The sequence below is a fragment of the Candidatus Foliamicus sp. genome (genome assembly GCF_965221325.1).
Taxonomy (GTDB): domain Bacteria; phylum Pseudomonadota; class Gammaproteobacteria; order Steroidobacterales; family Foliamicaceae; genus Foliamicus.
The window spans coordinates 1,277,600-1,294,067 of the sequence record NZ_OZ244880.1; the positions used below are offsets into that span (position 1 = coordinate 1,277,600).

Annotated in this window: 4 protein-coding genes; 3 read left to right on the plus strand and 1 reads right to left on the minus strand. The window is 64.2% G+C overall.

Annotation, left to right across the window (positions count from 1 at the left end):
* The first annotated feature begins 84 nt into the window (after positions 1-84).
* Positions 85-7,770, plus strand: coding sequence for a thrombospondin type 3 repeat-containing protein (locus ACWCOO_RS05755; protein ID WP_446830047.1), 7,686 nt, complete (start codon positions 85-87; stop codon positions 7,768-7,770).
* 11 nt (positions 7,771-7,781) lie between these two features.
* The gene (locus ACWCOO_RS05760) at positions 7,782-9,719 is read left to right on the plus strand and encodes a thrombospondin type 3 repeat-containing protein (RefSeq protein WP_446830048.1); all 1,938 of its coding nucleotides are present in this window, start codon (positions 7,782-7,784) and stop codon (positions 9,717-9,719) included.
* Here the strand turns inward: ACWCOO_RS05760 and ACWCOO_RS05765 are convergent.
* Complete coding sequence (locus ACWCOO_RS05765; RefSeq protein ID WP_446830049.1) at positions 9,701-10,717, minus strand: helix-turn-helix domain-containing protein; 1,017 nt, start codon at positions 10,715-10,717, stop codon at positions 9,701-9,703. The genes ACWCOO_RS05760 and ACWCOO_RS05765 overlap by 19 nt on opposite strands.
* 246 nt (positions 10,718-10,963) lie before the next feature.
* Here ACWCOO_RS05765 and ACWCOO_RS05770 point away from each other — a divergent pair, with 246 nt between their 5' ends.
* The gene (locus tag ACWCOO_RS05770) at positions 10,964-16,462 is read left to right on the plus strand and encodes a hypothetical protein (protein ID WP_446830050.1); all 5,499 of its coding nucleotides are present in this window, start codon (positions 10,964-10,966) and stop codon (positions 16,460-16,462) included.
* Positions 16,463-16,468 lie beyond the last annotated feature (6 nt).

Below are 16,468 nucleotides of genomic sequence, written 5' to 3' on the forward strand. Positions count from 1 at the left end.
GAGCACTTGGGTCACCAGGAATCCTCACTCGAAATAGTCTTAGAATCGGCGATTGAGATGGCACAACCAAGGCGAACGGTCTCCTTGAGGCGTACAACACTCCTTGCGTTGCTCGCGGGTGGGGTAGCGGCGTTCGGATGGAACGCGCCCCTGCAGGCGGTCTTTCTCGCCGACATATCCATCGAGTGCCCTTGCCGGGTGGAAAGCGACGGCGAGACGCTGCGGGTGACAGTGGGCATTCGCAACGATCGCGATGAGGATAGTGGCGCGTTGAAATTGGAAGTCCACGCACGAAAAAAACGCTACAAGGGAAAAAACTTCGTTTCCGCCGCCATTGAGCTTGAACCGATCGCGCCATCGGGCGATTCTGTCGACTTGCTCACCTACGAGGTCACTCCTGAAGAAACCAGAGATGGCCGCTGGCATTTGTCTCTCCAGATTCACGAGGAGACCAGCCCAGGGAATTGGCAGATGCCCGATCGCGCGTTCATGGAGCTTCCGGTGACACTCACTGGCGCCTTTAGTGTGCAGGATGTCGATTACCTGAAGGATAGTGATGGAGACGGTGTTGGGGACCTCAATGAGGAGTTGATGGGCACCAATCCGGAGAACGCGGCTTCAACCCCGGACCGCAATATCGAAGTCGACGTGCTTGCGCTGTACGACGAGAATTGGTCGGACTTGGTGGATGAGAAGGTTGCCGGCGAACAGACTGCAGACACGCGCATCGCGCACATGTTCGCTCTGACCAACGCGTACCTTGGTGACAGCAAAGTGGATTTCCGGTTTCGATTGTCGGGAACGGTCGAGGCGGAAGCTACTGAGCGTGGTAAACCGATAGACACCGAGCTGAGGCTTCGAGAGCTAAACCGGCTCGGCAGCGACCTGGCGGTTGAATTTCGCGACAGCGAGGGTCAGGGCGGTCTTTGCGGAGTCGCCTACACGCTGTCAAGTTACACCCGAGGGGAACTGCCACCAACGGATCTCGAAATTCTTCGTTCATGGTACCAGGCATGGGTCTTTGACCTCTGTACTGCGCGGGTATTGGCGCACGAGCTCGGCCATTTAATGGGGCTGAGCCACTCCCAGTGGCAGGCACAAAGAGGCTCTTGGCTGTGGTCGCGCGGTCATGCGGAGGAAGCGGATTTCCATACCATCATGAGCTACAGTCGCAGTGGTTCGCGCTGGAGGAACGTTTTCTCAAGTCCGGACCTGCAATGCGAGGGATTCAAAGGGACGAAGCCCTGCGGCGTGGAAGGGGGGCGGCGCAGGGCTGCCGATGCGGTGACTCATTTGAACACGATTGCGTTTCAGTACGCCCAAGTCCGCGAGCGTGTTGACGCCCCGATAGTTGACACGGATGGCGACGGTGTTGAGGACAGCGAGGACGCTTTTCCGAACGATCCGAACGAGTGGCTGGACACCGATGGGGACGGGGTAGGCGACAACGCGGATACGGACGACGACGGCGACGGGCGCGACGACGCCAACGACGCTTTTCCGCTCGATCCGGGCGAATGGGTGGATACCGATGGGGATGGCGTCGGCAACAATGCGGACCCGGACGACGACGGCGATGGGCGGGAGGATGCGGACGATGCGTTCCCGCTGGATCCGGACGAATGGGTGGATACGGACGGGGATGGCGTCGGCAACAACGCGGATACGGACGACGACGGCGATGGGCGGGAGGATGGCGACGACGCCTTTCCGCTCGATCCGGCCGAGTGGAGTGATTTCGACGGGGACGGCATTGGCGACAATGCGGACACGGACGACGACGGCGACGGGCGTGCGGACGGCAGCGACGCGTTCCCGTTTGATCCGAACGAATGGAGCGATTTTGACGGCGACGGGGTAGGCGACAACGCGGATACGGACGATGACGGCGACGGGCGCGACGACGCCAACGACGCCTTTCCGCTGGATCCGGCGGAATGGAGCGATTTCGACAGCGACGGCATCGGCGACAACGCGGACATTGACGACGACGGCGACGGCCGGGAGGACGCCAACGACGCTTTTCCGCTGGATCCGGACGAATGGGTGGATACCGACGGGGACGGCACGGGCGACAACGCGGATACGGACGATGACGGCGATGGGCGCGACGACGCCAACGACGCCTTTCCGCTGGATCCGGAGGAATGGGCCGATACGGACGGCGACGGGGTAGGCGATAACACGGACACGGACGACGACGGCGACGGGCGTGACGACGCCAACGACGCTTTTCCGCTGGATCCGGAGGAATGGTTGGATACGGACGGCGACGGTGTCGGCGACAACGCGGATGCGGACGACGACGGCGACGGGCGGAACGACGGTGAAGACGCTTTTCCGCTCGATCCGGCCGAATGGGCCGATACGGACGGCGATGGGGTCGGCGACAACGCGGATGCGGACGACGACGGCGATGGGCGCGACGACGGCGACGACGCTTTTCCGCTCGATCCGGCCGAATGGGCCGATACGGACGGGGACGGTGTCGGCGACAACGCGGACGGCGACGACGACGGCGACGGGCGTGACGACGGTGAAGACGCTTTCCCGCTGGATCCGGAGGAATGGTTGGATACGGACGGCGACGGTGTCGGCGACAACGCGGACACCGACGATGACGGCGACGGGCGTACAGACGGCAGTGACGCCTTTCCGCTCGATCCGAACGAATGGCTGGATACGGACGGCGACGGTGTCGGCGACAACGCGGACACGGACGACGATGGCGACGGCTGGGCGGATGACGACGATGCTTTCCCTCTGGATCCGAGTGAATGGCAGGATACGGACGGGGACGGTATAGGCGACAACGCGGATTCGGATGACGACGGCGACGGCATTGACGACGACGTGGATGCGGACGACGACGGCGACGGCGTGACGAACGGCAACGATGCTTTTCCGCTGGATCCCAACGAATGGCGGGATACGGACGGGGACGGCACGGGCGACAACGCGGATCCGGACGACGACGGCGATGGGCGCGACGACGGCGAAGACGCTTTTCCGCTGGATCCGGCGGAATGGGCCGATACCGACGGGGACGGTATAGGCGACAACGCGGACGCGGACGACGACGGCGACGGGCAGGGGGACGGCAGCGACGCTTTTCCGCTGGATCCGGCGGAATGGCGGGATACGGACGGCGACGGTATCGGCGACAACGCGGACCCGGACGATGACGGCGATGGCCGCGACGACGGCAGTGACGCTTTTCCGCTGGATCCGACGGAATGGGTGGATACGGACGGCGACGGTATCGGCGACAACGCGGACGGCGACGACGACGGCGACGGGCGTGCCGACGGCAGCGACGCTTTTCCGCTGGATCCGACGGAATGGGTGGATACGGACGGCGACGGTGTCGGCGACAACGCGGACGCGGACGACGACGGCGACGGCTGGGCGGACGATGACGACGCTTTTCCGCTGGATCCGACGGAATGGCGGGACAGCGACGGCGACGGCATAGGCGACAACGCGGACGGCGACAACAAAGTGGACGACGACGGCGACGGCGTAGCGAACGAAGACGACGCTTTTCCTTCGGATCCGAACGAGTGGGCCGACAGCGACGGGGATGGCGTGGGCGACAACGCGGATGCGGACGACGACGGCGATGGGCGCGACGACAGTGACGATATGTTTCCGCTGGATCCGGAGGAATGGCAGGACACCGACAGGGACGGTGTAGGCAACAACGCGGACGGTGACGACGACGGCGACGGGCGTGCGGACCGCAGCGACGCTTTTCCGCTCGATCCGAACGAATGGGTGGATACCGACCGCGACGGTATCGGCAACAATGCGGACCCGGACGACGACGGCGATGGGCAGGAGGATGAGGAAGACGCCTTTCCGTTGAATCCGGCCGAATGGGCCGATACGGACGGCGACGGGATCGGCGACAACGCGGATGCGGACGACGACGGCGACGGCGTTGACGACGACGTGAACGCGGACGATGACGGTGACGGCGTGGCGAACGGCGACGATGCGTTTCCGCTGGACCCGAGTGAATGGGCGGATACCGACGGCGATGGCGTGGGCGACAACGCGGACGCCTTTCCGTTGAATGCTTTGGAGTCCGCCGACAGCGATGGGGATGGCGTGGGCGACAACGCGGACGCATTCCCGCTGGATGCGTCCGAGACAGTCGATACGGACGGGGATGGCGTGGGCGACAACGCGGATACGGACGACGACGGCGACGGCACGCCGGATGCCATGGATCTCGCTCCCTTGGATGCGTCCCGGTCTGACCTGCTGTCCTACGAGTTTGCCGGCGAAGGGGTAGGGGACGGCATGTATCCGGGTACATGGCAGGGTGCGGGCGGTGAGCACGCTCACGTTCTGTTGGGCGCGCCCTCTTATGACGATGCAGGGGAAGGCGGTCTTGATAACGGGTCGGCATACCTGGTTTCCCGCGAAGACTTCGAACGCCTCGACCTGGCGGACGGTTTGCGGGACCGGGTGATTGACTTGTCCAACATCGCGCATGGGGAGTCGTCGTGGCGTCTGCTCGGCGCGCCGGGCAGCAATGCCGGGCAGGCTCTTGCATCACGCGGTGATATGGACGGCGACGGGGTGGCGGACGTGCTGGTGGGTGCGCCTGGTATGGAGAACGAAGCGGGCGCTGCGTATTTTGTGTCGGGTGCGGACCTTGCGGCTGCGGACGAAGCGGACGGCGCGCGCGACAGAACGGTGCGGCTGGATCTCGCCGTGGGTCTTGGCGGGTCGTTCCGGCTTGATGGAGCGGGCTCGGGACACTACGCAGGTGTGCAGGTGGCGATGCTTGCCGACCGTGACGGCGACGGCAGGCCGGAGCTCCTCTTGGGAGCACAAGGGATGCCTGCCCAGGATTATGGTTCTTGGATGGCGGGTGCGTTCTACCTGGTGGCGGGCGGTGATCTTGAGGCGGCCGATGCGGCGGACGGAGACGCGGACGGGCGGATTGCTTTGGGCAACGTGGCTGCGCAGCCCAACTCCTACCGCTTTGTGCGGGAAGTGGACGGCGATCTTGCCGGCTCGGCGCTGGCGCCGGTGGGCGATGCGGATGGCGACGGCGTGGCGGACATCCTCATGGGTGCTGGAGAGCTGCAGGCGGAACAGAATGGCGAACAGCAGGGCGGGGCGTACCTTATATCCGGGGGCCGGCTGGCCGAACTGGATACGGCGGACGGGGCGGCGGATGGCACCATTGCGCTGGCGCGCGCTGCCGGCAACGGCGCCTACCGCTTCGCGGCCCGTGCCGGTAGCACCGATCCGGGCTTGGGCCGCTTTGTGGAGGCAGCGGGCGACATGAACGGCGACGGCGTGGCGGACTTAATGCTGGGTACCGGTGCTGAGCATGCCTTCCTGCTATCGGGCGCTGGACTGTCCGCCATGGACGCCGGCGACGGCCTGGAGGACGGGCGTATCGATGTCTCCGTGGCGGGCCGGTTCCGGCCGTCGATGGCTTTGGGCTTTGGCGGCGGTGGGACCCTGCGGTTCGGGGCGTCTGCCGATACCGTGCTGGAGTTGCGTGGCGCGTTCCCGGCTCCCGGCGGCGCCTGCAGTGCGGGCGGCGCCTATCTGTATGCCATGCCGGCGTTGACGGAAGCTGAAGTGAACACCGGGGGGATGGTCAGCCGCGAGGCCGTGGAGAGTGCGGGCGCCGCCTATGTGATGCGCGGTGGCGCGCCTTACGACTTTTTGGGAGCAAGCGGCCATGCCTGGACGGACCTGGACGGCGACGGCGCCTCGGACATCTTGCTGGGCGCGGCGCGCAAGGCCCGATTCGACGGGCGGGAGGAATGGCGTCCTCCGAGCGTTTACCTGCTGATGGCGGTGGACTTTGCGGTGCTGGATGCTGTGGATGGCGCGGCGGACCGGCGGCTGCATTTTGCGAACTTTGCCGGCGACACGGACGGCGACGGCGTGATGAATGCGCTGGACGCGGACGATGACGGCGACGGGGTGGAGGATGCCGAGGACGCTTTCCCGCTGGACGCCGGCGAGTGGAGTGACGCCGATGGCGATTGCTGGGGCAACAACGCCGATACCGATGACGATGGGGACGGAGTTGCCGATGCGCAAGACGCGTTTCCGCTGGACCCGTCGGAAAGCGTGGACACGGACGGCGACGGTATAGGCAACAACGCGGATGCGGACGACGACGGCGATGGGGTGGAGGACAGACTGGATGTATTCCCACTGGACCCGGCGCGTTCGGCGCTGCGTTCGTTCCGGTTCAAGGCGGAAGCTGCGGACAGCCGGCTTGGACAGTCGCTTGCGGTGATAGGAGACATCGACGGCGACGGCCTGCCCGAAGTGGCGTTGGGTGCGCCGAGTGCGCAAACCGGTGGTGCGGTATATGTGCTGTCGGCGCCGGAGTTGGGCCTGGCGGACAATGCCGACGGTGTGGAGGATGGGGGCGTGGCGGCTTCCGGCATTGCGGCGCGGCCGGGATACTGGAAGCTGCGGGGAAGCCGGGGCCAGGCGGCGGTTGTTGCGGTGTTTGCGGTAGGTGATCTGAGCGGCGATGGTGCGCCGGAGTTCGGTATTGTGACGGGGCCGGACGGCGGGCAGGCGGTGTATGTGGTATCCGGGACGGATTTGGCGGATGCCGATGCCCAGGACGGGGCCACGGATGGCGTGTTGGATTTGAGCGCGCTTATGGGTAACGGGCGGGCGTCGCGGCGCATGTCCGGCCTGCAGCGCACTGCGGGCGACGGGCTTGCTGCGGCGCGCGACGCCGGTGGGGACGACCGCAGCTATCTGCTTGTTGCGGAGTCGCTGGCGGAGGACGAAGCGGGCTTGGTGGGTCTGATCCTCGGGGACCTTGGCGCGCAGGCGGCTTATGACGGGACGTTTGCCGGAGAGCAGTCCGGCGATGCGGCGGGCCGCGGCCTGAGCGCGGCGGACTTTGATGGCGACGGTCTGTCGGACCTGGTGGTCGGCGCGCCGGGCCGGGAAGACGCGGGTTCGGGTGGCGGCGCGGTGTATGTGGTCGGCAGCCGCGACTGGCGGGCGATTGATGCGGAAGACGGAACGCAAGACAGGCGTATTGACCTGGGCCGCGTGGCGGCGGGCGCGCATTCCTGGAAGCTGCAGACCGAGACTCCGCACACGCAACTGGGTGCGCATGTATTGGTTGGGGATGTGGACGGCGGCGGCAGTCCGGACCTGGTGCTGCCTGCCGCGTTCTCGGATGCGCGCCCGGTGTTGCGGGTGTTCGTGACGTCCGGCGAAAGCGACCGGCTTGCGGCGCTGGATGCGGAGGATGGCGCCGGCGATGGCGAGTTGCGTCTGCGCGTTGGCGACAGTCTGCCAGGGCGCTGGACGTTCGACCTGGATGCCGGGGAAGGTGCGCGCATCGGCCTGGACGATTTCGATGGCGACGGCCGCGCTGATCTGCTTGTGGGCTTGCCGCCGGCGGATCAGGCGAATGGCGTATGCGCCTACCTGTTTGCGGCGGCGGATGTCTTCAGCGGCGCAATGTCGGGCACGGGCAGTGCCGAACCGCTGAACGGTGTGTGGCCGCATCCGAACTCCTATGCGGTGCAGGATTGTCCGGCATGGGGTGACGCCGCGCCCGTGCTTCAGGCGCCCGGCGACCTGGACGGCGATGAAGCGCCGGACCTCCTGATCGGCATCCCGGAATCGGCGGAAGGCGGCGCCGTCTATCTGATCTCCGGGGCTGATCTGCAGGCGCTCGACCGGCTCGACGGCCACCGCGACCGCACCATCTCGCTCGCCAGGATCAACCGCGACCCGCCGCGCTGAGCGCCCCCTGAATGCGCAAGTCCACCACGGCGGTTCTGGCCGGCACTGCTGGGTTTGTCGCACTGCTAGTCGCGGTTACCGGTTCCGCCCCTGCATATGCGGAGTATGAGGGCGATGGAATCTTCCTTGAATGTCCGTGCCGGATAGAGGGCGACGGCGAAACACTGAGTGTGACGGCGGGCGTACGCAGCTACCTGAACCGCGACAGCGGCGAATTGCGGCTGCGGGTCACAGCGGGGGAGGAGCGCTGGGCGATCAGCAGCACCAATATCGCCTCCATAGAACTCGGCGAGATCCTTATGTCGGGTGATTCGATTCCTTCGGTCACGCACGAAGTCACGCTTGAGTCATTCGGCGAAGGCCCGAAAAATCTGCATCTGGAGCTTGAGGAATTGACTGCGGATGGCGCATGGGTGAGGCGGGACAAACTGGCCATGGAGCTACCCGTTGAATTGCACCAAGCATTCGATGTCCCGGATCTCGATTATCTGAGGGATACCGACGAAGACGGCGTTGGCGACGCCAACGAGCGCCTGATGGGAACCGACCCCCTGGATCCGACTTCAACACCAGAGCGGAATGTCGAAGTCGATGTGGTTGCACTGTATAGCAAAACCTGGTCACTGCTGTATGGAGGCGCCGACGGCGCCCACGCGCGAATCGCGCACTCCTTTGCATTGACCAATGCCTATCTTTTGGACAGCGGGGTGGATTTCCGTTTCCGTATGGTGGGCACGGTCGAAGTGGACATTGAGGAGGGTGACTCGATTCCCCTCGAATTGCAGCGCGGCGCCAGAGAACTGCACGGCAGCGACCTCTCGGTCAGGTTCCTACCGGCGTCTCCCACCATGTGCGGGCTGGCCCGGATGACTACGGTGGGTAAGAGAGGGGACCTTCATAAGGCTGTTTTCGAACGTACTTCATCCGCGATCGTGTTTGGCACCTGTTCGGCTAGGACGTTGTCGCATGAGCTCGGCCACGTGATGGGGCTTACTCACTCCCACTGGCAGAGAGGTAGGGGGACTTGGCGCTGGTCTCGCGGTCATGCCCAGCATGCGGATTTCAACACTATTATGAGCTACAACTTTGGAGGCTCGCGCTTTTTGCAGGTTTTCTCGAACCCGGAAACACCATGCGTTGGCAATGGCGGAGAGGTCAAAACCTGCGGCGTGGAGAGGCACCTTGACGCAGGTGCCGATGCGGTGACGACATTGAATGCCGTTTCGTACCAATTCGCCCTGATCCGGGACAGTACGCCCGATACGGATGGCGATGGTTTCGTAGATGCGGTGGACGATCTTCCGGACGATCCCTCGGAATGGCGGGACACCGACGGTGATGGCGTGGGCGATCGGGCGGACGCTGATGATGATGGCGACGGCGTTCAGGATGACGAGGACCGCTTTCCGACGGACCCCGCGGAGTCTTCTGACACCGATGGGGACGGCATTGGCGACAATGCGGATGAGGACGATGACAATGATGGATTCAGCGACTCCCAGGACGCATTCCCGCTGGATGCGGCGGAATGGACCGATTCGGACGGTGACGGGACGGGCGACAATGCCGACGCTTTTCCACTGGATGCGTTGGAGACCTCCGATACTGACGGGGACGGGGTGGGTGACAACGCGGATAACGACGATGACGGCGACGGTGTGGAGGACGGCGACGATGCCTTTCCTCTCGACCCCCACGATTGGCAGGATACCGATGGTGATGGCGTTGGAGACAACGCCGATATCTGGCCCACCAATCCTGATAGAAGTGATCTTGCATCCTATGAGTTTGTCGGCGATACGGCTGGGAGGTATGCCCACCTAGTGCCTGGCATGTGGACGGGCCCAGCCGGAGACACCGCCTTCGTGCTGTTGGGCCAACCCCATGATTATGCACAAGGCGCCGCGTATCTGATAGCCCGTGTACCGGTTCACGACATATGGGACTGAGCGTGTTCGGCTGTCCTGTATTTTCGAAGGTATTGCATTGGTGTGAGCAAGTCCAGGGCGTAGTGAGGTCGGACATGGTTGTAGAAGTGCTGGTATTGTGCCAAGGCGGGTGCGGCGTCCTTGACGGTGAGTTGTCCGCTGTAGAGGTTCCAGAACTCGGTTTTTGAGCTGTCGTTGGCGCGTTCGACGACGCCGTTGAGCTGGGGGCTTTTGGGTGGCAGTACGGCGAGGGGGATTTGGAGCGTCTGGCAGGCGTCTTCGAACTCGGCGCGGAACTCGGCGCCGCCATCGACTTGCAGGGATTGCAGCGGACAGGGCAGTTCGTTTCGGACTGCTTGCAAGAAGCGCCGGGCGTTGTTGGCGGTAGCCCGGGAATACACGCGCACGACCAGTTGTTTGCTGACCGGGCAGACGGCCTTGAACTCTTTGAGCGTATCGCCGTCGCGCGACACACTCATGTGATCGATCTGCACCCACTCGCCGGGCTGAGCGGCCTTCACGCCGGGACGCCAGCGCTGGGCGTGTCCGTTGGCGAAGTTGCGCCTTCGCTTGGCCGTCACCCGCCCGCGGCAGAACGCGCACGGCGTGATCCGGCGCAGGCATACGCCCTTGACGAGGATCCGTCCAATGGTCGATTCCGACAGGAGGATTCCTTCGCGATCCAGCATCACCTTAAGGCGCCGCTTGCCCATGAACGGATAGTGCTTGCGCATCCGCCATACGGCCCATTCCTGGGCCCGCGTCCAGCGCGCGGGATGGGTGCGTCTCGGGCGGCGGCTTTTGGCTGCCAGCCCCTTCACGCCTTGAGAACGGTAGCGCGCCTGCCAGCGGTAATAGGTGGATCGGGACCAGCCGACCGCGCGCAGAGCCGCGGCCTCGCCGCACCCCTCTGCGCGTAACTCCCGATAGGTCTCGATCTTGCGTAAGCGCTCAAATGCATCGCCCGGCGTGGTATCGTCCATGCGCACACGTTTCATCCCCAGGGACTTGATTTGCATGGTTCGGCTCCTTTTTGTTTGTTCGAAAAACAAAGGCTAACCGAACCCGCGCCCCGGCGAGCGCCGGGGCGCACCTCTTTTCCTTGCGTCGCTACGCTCCCTGCGGAAAAGAGCTGCGCCGTTCCCGCCCCATCAGAGCAGAAACCACCCCGCCATCACTTCGGCACCAGTCCCACATGTGTCTGAACCCGGACAGCCCGCAGTGACCTTGATCATCTGGACTTGGCGGATGGCTTGCGGGATCGAGTGATTCATCTGGCCAACATCACACACGGCAGATCCTCCTGGCGTCTGATCGGTGAACCAGATAGCTCTACCGGAGAGGCGCTGGTATCCAGTGGCGACATGGATGGCGATGGTCTAGCCGATGTGCTGGTGGGAGCGCCTGGATTCCGCCTAGTGCCGGAGTATGGAATCAGCGAAGCGCGCGCGAACGGCGCAGTTTACTTCGTATCGGGTGCCGATCTGCCCGCGGCAGACGCTGCGGACGGAAAGTCAGATCGAAACGTCCAACTCGAACTGGTCGTGCAGGGCAGCGGATCGTTCAGGCTGACCGGGGAGAGTGCCGGTCACTACGCCGGAAGCAGCGTGGTGGCCTTGCCGGACCGGGACGGCGACGGCAAATCTGAGATCCTTTTGGGGGCTCCAAGTTCATACCCTGAGAACGAGCAGCACAGTCCAATACACCACGAAGGTGCGGCTTATTTACTGGCGAGTAGCGATATCAAAGCGGCGGACGTTGCCGATGGCGATGCGGATGGGCGGATCATGCTGCGGCATGTGGTCGCCAGGCCCAATTCTTATGGGTTCCTGCGCGAACGGCAAGGCGACCGCGCCGGGGCGCAACTCGCCATGATCGGTGATTCAGACGGTGACGGCATACCCGATATCCTGATCGGCGCCGGCAGGCTGCAACCGGATGAGTGGAGGCGTTACGGGGATCCGGGAGGCGCGGCCTACTTCCTTTCTGGCGCGCGGCTGGCTGATCTGGACGCGGCGGATGGATCCACCGATGGGTCCATCCAGCTTGGGCTAACGGCAGGCAGCAACACCTACCGGTTTGCCTCAGAAACCGCAGGCTTCAATATTACGTACTTCGGAAGCTTCGTTAAAGCACTTGGAGACATCAATGGAGACGGCCACGCGGATTTTATGATCGGATCTTACCGCAACAATTCGTGGAATTCGGTGCTGGTATCCGGCGCCGAGCTACCCGCGCTGGACGCGGCGGACGGTGTTGTGGATGGTCGCATTGAGGCCGCGAACATAGCCGGGTTGCCCGAGTCCGCCAGGCTGGATGTCGCTGGAGAGAATCTGCGCCCGGGATACAGCAGCACCAGAGGCGAAGCGCCGGTCCTGTTGGAACTAGGTGCCCGCGACGGCGGCTCCTTCTGCTCAGCTGGCGAGGTGTACCTGTATACCGCCGCAGCGCTCGCTCGCGCCGACGTAAACGCAGGTGGCGTCGTGAATCGGCAAGCCCTGCGAGAAGATAGCGACACGTATTGGATGCGTGGCCCGGCGCCGTACGACTGGCTGGGCCAATATTACGGCGACGCCGGGACAGATTTTGACGGAGACGGGGATACCGACATATTGCTGACTGCATGGCGCTGGTGGCGGCCCGACGGGCGCGACGAATGGCGCCCTCATAGCGTTTACCTGCTTATGGCGGCTGACTTCGCAGCTCTGGATGCTTCGGACGGTGAGTCGGATCGGCGGATGCATTTTGCAAACTTTGCCGGCGACACGGATGGCGACGGGCTTTCCAACACACTTGACAAGGACGACGACGGCGATGGTGTGCCGGATGTCGAAGATGCCTTCCCGCTTGATGGTGCCGAGTGGGCTGACTTCGATGGCGATTGCTTGGGTAACAGCGCCGACTTCGATGACGATAGCGACGGGATTGCTGATGCGCAGGATGTGTTTCCTCTAGACCCTTCGGAATCAGTGGACACCGATGGCGACGGTATAGGTGACAATGCCGATACCGATGATGATGGCGACGGGGTGGAGGACGGATTGGATGTGTTTCCGCTCGATTCTTCCGAAACCGCCGATGCAGATGGCGACGGGGTGGGCGACAACGCCGACGCTTTTCCATCGGACGCCTCGGAGATCATCGACATGGATGGCGACGGCATAGGCGATAACGCTGATCCGGACGACGACAACGACGGCACTCCGGATGCCACGGATTTGGCTCCCTTGGATGCGCTCCGAACTGATCTGCTGTCCTACGAGTTTGTGGGCGAGAAGGCGGGGGACGATCTGCGTCCCGGAATATGGGAGGGTGGTGGCGACGAGCAGGCTTACGTGTTGCTGGGTGCGCCCCGGCACGACGTGTTCAATACGGGGTTCTACAACAATAGCGGGGCGGCATACATGGTTTCGCGAGGAGACTTGGAACGCCTCGACCTTGCAGACGGGCGACGGGACCGCGTGGTTCACTTGGCGAACATTTCGCACAGCGAAGCATCATGGCGCTTGATCGGCGAGCCGCGCGGCTCTGTGGGGCGGAGTCTGACTTCAAGCGGGGACATGAACGGCGATGGCGTCGCGGACTTGCTGTTGGGGGCATCTGGGTTGCATGGCAATGCAGGCGCGGCGTACTTCGTCTCTGGCGCGGACCTTCCGGCCGCGGACGAAGCGGACGGCGAGCGTGATAGGACGGTGCGGCTTGATCTAGTAATCGGCGTTGGGGACTCCTTCCGACTTGATGGCGAGGGTGCGGGTCACTCGGCCGGTGCATCGGTGAAGGTTTTGGTCGATCGGGATGGGGACGGAAGGTCGGAGATTCTCGTGGGAGCTAGTGGGAGGCCTCCCCAGGACTATGACTCATGGATGGCGGCCGCGGTCTACTTGGTGGCGAGCAGCGATCTGGAGGCGGCGGATGCGGCGGACGGGGATGTGGACGGGCGTGTCACTCTGGGCAACGTGGCCGGGCAGGGCAACTCCTATCAGTTCCTGCGGGAAGCCGATGGTGACCTTGCCGGGTCGGCACTTGCAGCGGTCGGAGACGCGGACGGTGATGGGGTGGAGGACATCCTCATAGGCGCGCCTAACTTGGAGGCGAATGGCGGCGACCCCGACGATTTGGACAAAGGCGCAGCGTACCTGCTTTCCGGCGCGCGGCTGGCCGAACTGGACGCGGGGGACGGATCCTTGGATGGGACCATTGAACTCGCGCTGGCCGCCGGACGCGGAGCCTATCGCATCTCGGAAGTCGGCCCCTCCAGGGCGGCATACTATTCCTTTGGCGCGCGCGTTGAGGCGATGGGCGATATGAACAACGACGGGTTTGCGGACTTCATGATTGGTTCCTTTCACCGCGATACCGTTCTGATATCAGGTGCAGGACTAGCCTCAATGGATGCTGACGATGGCCTTGAGGACGGGCGCATTGATGCCTCGGAGGCCGGTAGGTTCCGACCGTCGATGATTCTTAGCTTTGGCGCTGGGACGGGTCTGCGAGCCGGAAAGACCGCCGATGTCGTGCTGGAGTTGCTTGGTTCTTACTACGATTCTGGCGGTACCTGTGTTTCCGGCTGGGCCTATCGTCATGCCATGTCCGCACTTACGCAGGCTGAGGTGGATACCTACGGGATGGTCAGCCGTAAGGCCGTGGAGAGATCGGGCAATACCTATGCGATGCGGGGCGGCGAGTCTTACGACAGGCTAGGAACCAGCGGCAATGCGTGGTTGGACCTTGACAGAGACGGGGCTTCGGACTTGTTGTTGGGTGCGCAGCGGCGAGGTAGCCGGTTTGAAGGGTTGGAGCCGCCCAGCGTCTATCTCCTGATGGCGGCTGACTTGGAGGCGCTGGATTCCGCGGACGGGTCCAAAGACCGGATTCTGCATTTCGGAAACCTCGCCGGCGATACGGACGGGGATGGATTGTCCAACATTCTCGACGACGACGACGATGGAGACGGTGTACCGGATGCCGAGGATATTTTTCAACTCGATGCGGAGGAATGGGTCGATACCGATAGCGATCGTTTCGGCAATAACACCGACCTTGATGACGACGGCGATTGGGTAGAGGATTTGGACGACGCATTTCCGCTCGATCCCACGGAGTGGGTGGACACCGACGGCGACGGCGTGGGCGACAACGCCGATACGGACGATGACGGCGACGGCGTGGAGGACAGTCTTGATGTATTTCCCCTGGATCCGGCGCGCTCGGCGCTGCGTTCGTTCCGGTTTGACGCGGAAACGGAAGACAGCCGGCTTGGCAGCTCGCTGGCGGTGATAGGGGATATCGACGGCGATGGAACGCCTGAAGTCGGGTTCGGTGCGCCAAACGCAGAGACCGGCGGTGCGGCGTACGTGCTGTCCACGCCGGAGCTGGGCATGACGGACAACGCGGACGGTGCGGAGGATGGTGCTGTTTCGGCATCAGGCATCGCGGCGCGGGCCGGGTCCTGGGAGCTTAGGGGAGGCGAGGGGCAATCGGCGGTCGTTTCGGTGTTTGCGGTGGGTGATCTGACCGGGGATGGTTCGCCGGAGTTCGGCGTTGTGACGGGACCGGACGGGGAGCAATCCGTGTATGTGGTATCCGGAACGGACTTGGCTGAGGCCGACGCGGAGGACGGGACATCGGATGGCGTGCTTGATTTGAGTGCGCTGTCGGGTAATGGGCGGGCGTCGCGGCGTGTATCCGGGCTGCGGCGCGCTGCGGGCGATGGTCTTGCCGCGATTGGCGACGCGGATGATGACGGTCGTGCGGACCTGCTTGTTTCGGAATCGATGGCGGACGACGAAGCGGGCCTGGCGGGCCTGATCCTCGGGGATGTCGGCGCGCGAGCGATCTACGACTGGACGTTTTCTGGAGAGCAGGCCGGAGATACAGCGGGCCGCGGTCTGGGCGCGGCGGACTTCGATGGCGACGGTCTGCCCGACTTGGTAGTGGGCGCGCCGGGCCGCGAAGGCTCGGATTCAGGCGGCGGTGCGGTGTATGTGGCCGGCAGCCGCGACTGGCGGGCGATTGATGCGGAAGACGGGACGCAAGACAGGCGTATTGCCTTGGGCCGCGTGGCGGCGGGCGCACATTCCTGGAGGCTGCGATCCGATAATCCGCACACGCAACTGGGTGCGCGTGTATTGGTTGGGGATGTGGACGGCGACGGCAGACCGGACCTGGTGCTGCCTTCCGCGTTCTCGGATGCGCGCCCGGCGCTGCGTGTGTTTGTGGCGTCCGGCGATAGCGACCGGCTTGCGGCGCTGGATGCGGAGGATGGCGCCGGCGATGGCGAGCTGCGTCTGCGCGTTGGCGACAGCTTGCCGGGGCGCTGGACGTTCGACCTGGATGCCGGGGAAGGCGCGCGCATCGGCCTGGACGATTTCGATGGCGACGGCCGCGCTGATCTGCTTGTGGGCTTGCCGCCGGCGGATCAGGCGAATGGCGTGTGCGCTTACCTGTTTGCGGCGGCGGACATCTTCAGCGGTGCAATGTCGGGCACGGGCAGCGCCGAACCGCTGAACGGCGTGTGGCCGCATCCGAACTCTTATGCGGTGCAGGATTGCCCGGCATGGGGTGGCGCCGCGCCCGTGCTTCAGGCGCCCGGCGACCTGGACGGCGATGGAGCGCCGGACCTCCTGATCGGCATCCCGGCATCGGCGGAAGGCGGCGCCGTCTATCTGATCTCCGGGGCTGATCTGCAGGCGCTCGACCGGCTCGACGGCCACCGCGACCGCACCATCTCGCTCGCCAGGATCAACCGCGACCCGCCGCGCTGAGCGCTC

What these genes read in the sequence shown, in the direction of transcription:
- ACWCOO_RS05760 (WP_446830048.1), top strand. Translation starts at nt 7,782, where the DNA reads ATGCGCAAGTCCACCACGGCGGTTCTGGCCGGCACTGCTGGGTTTGTC.
- ACWCOO_RS05765 (WP_446830049.1), bottom strand. Translation starts at nt 10,717, where the DNA reads ATGCAAATCAAGTCCCTGGGGATGAAACGTGTGCGCATGGACGATACC.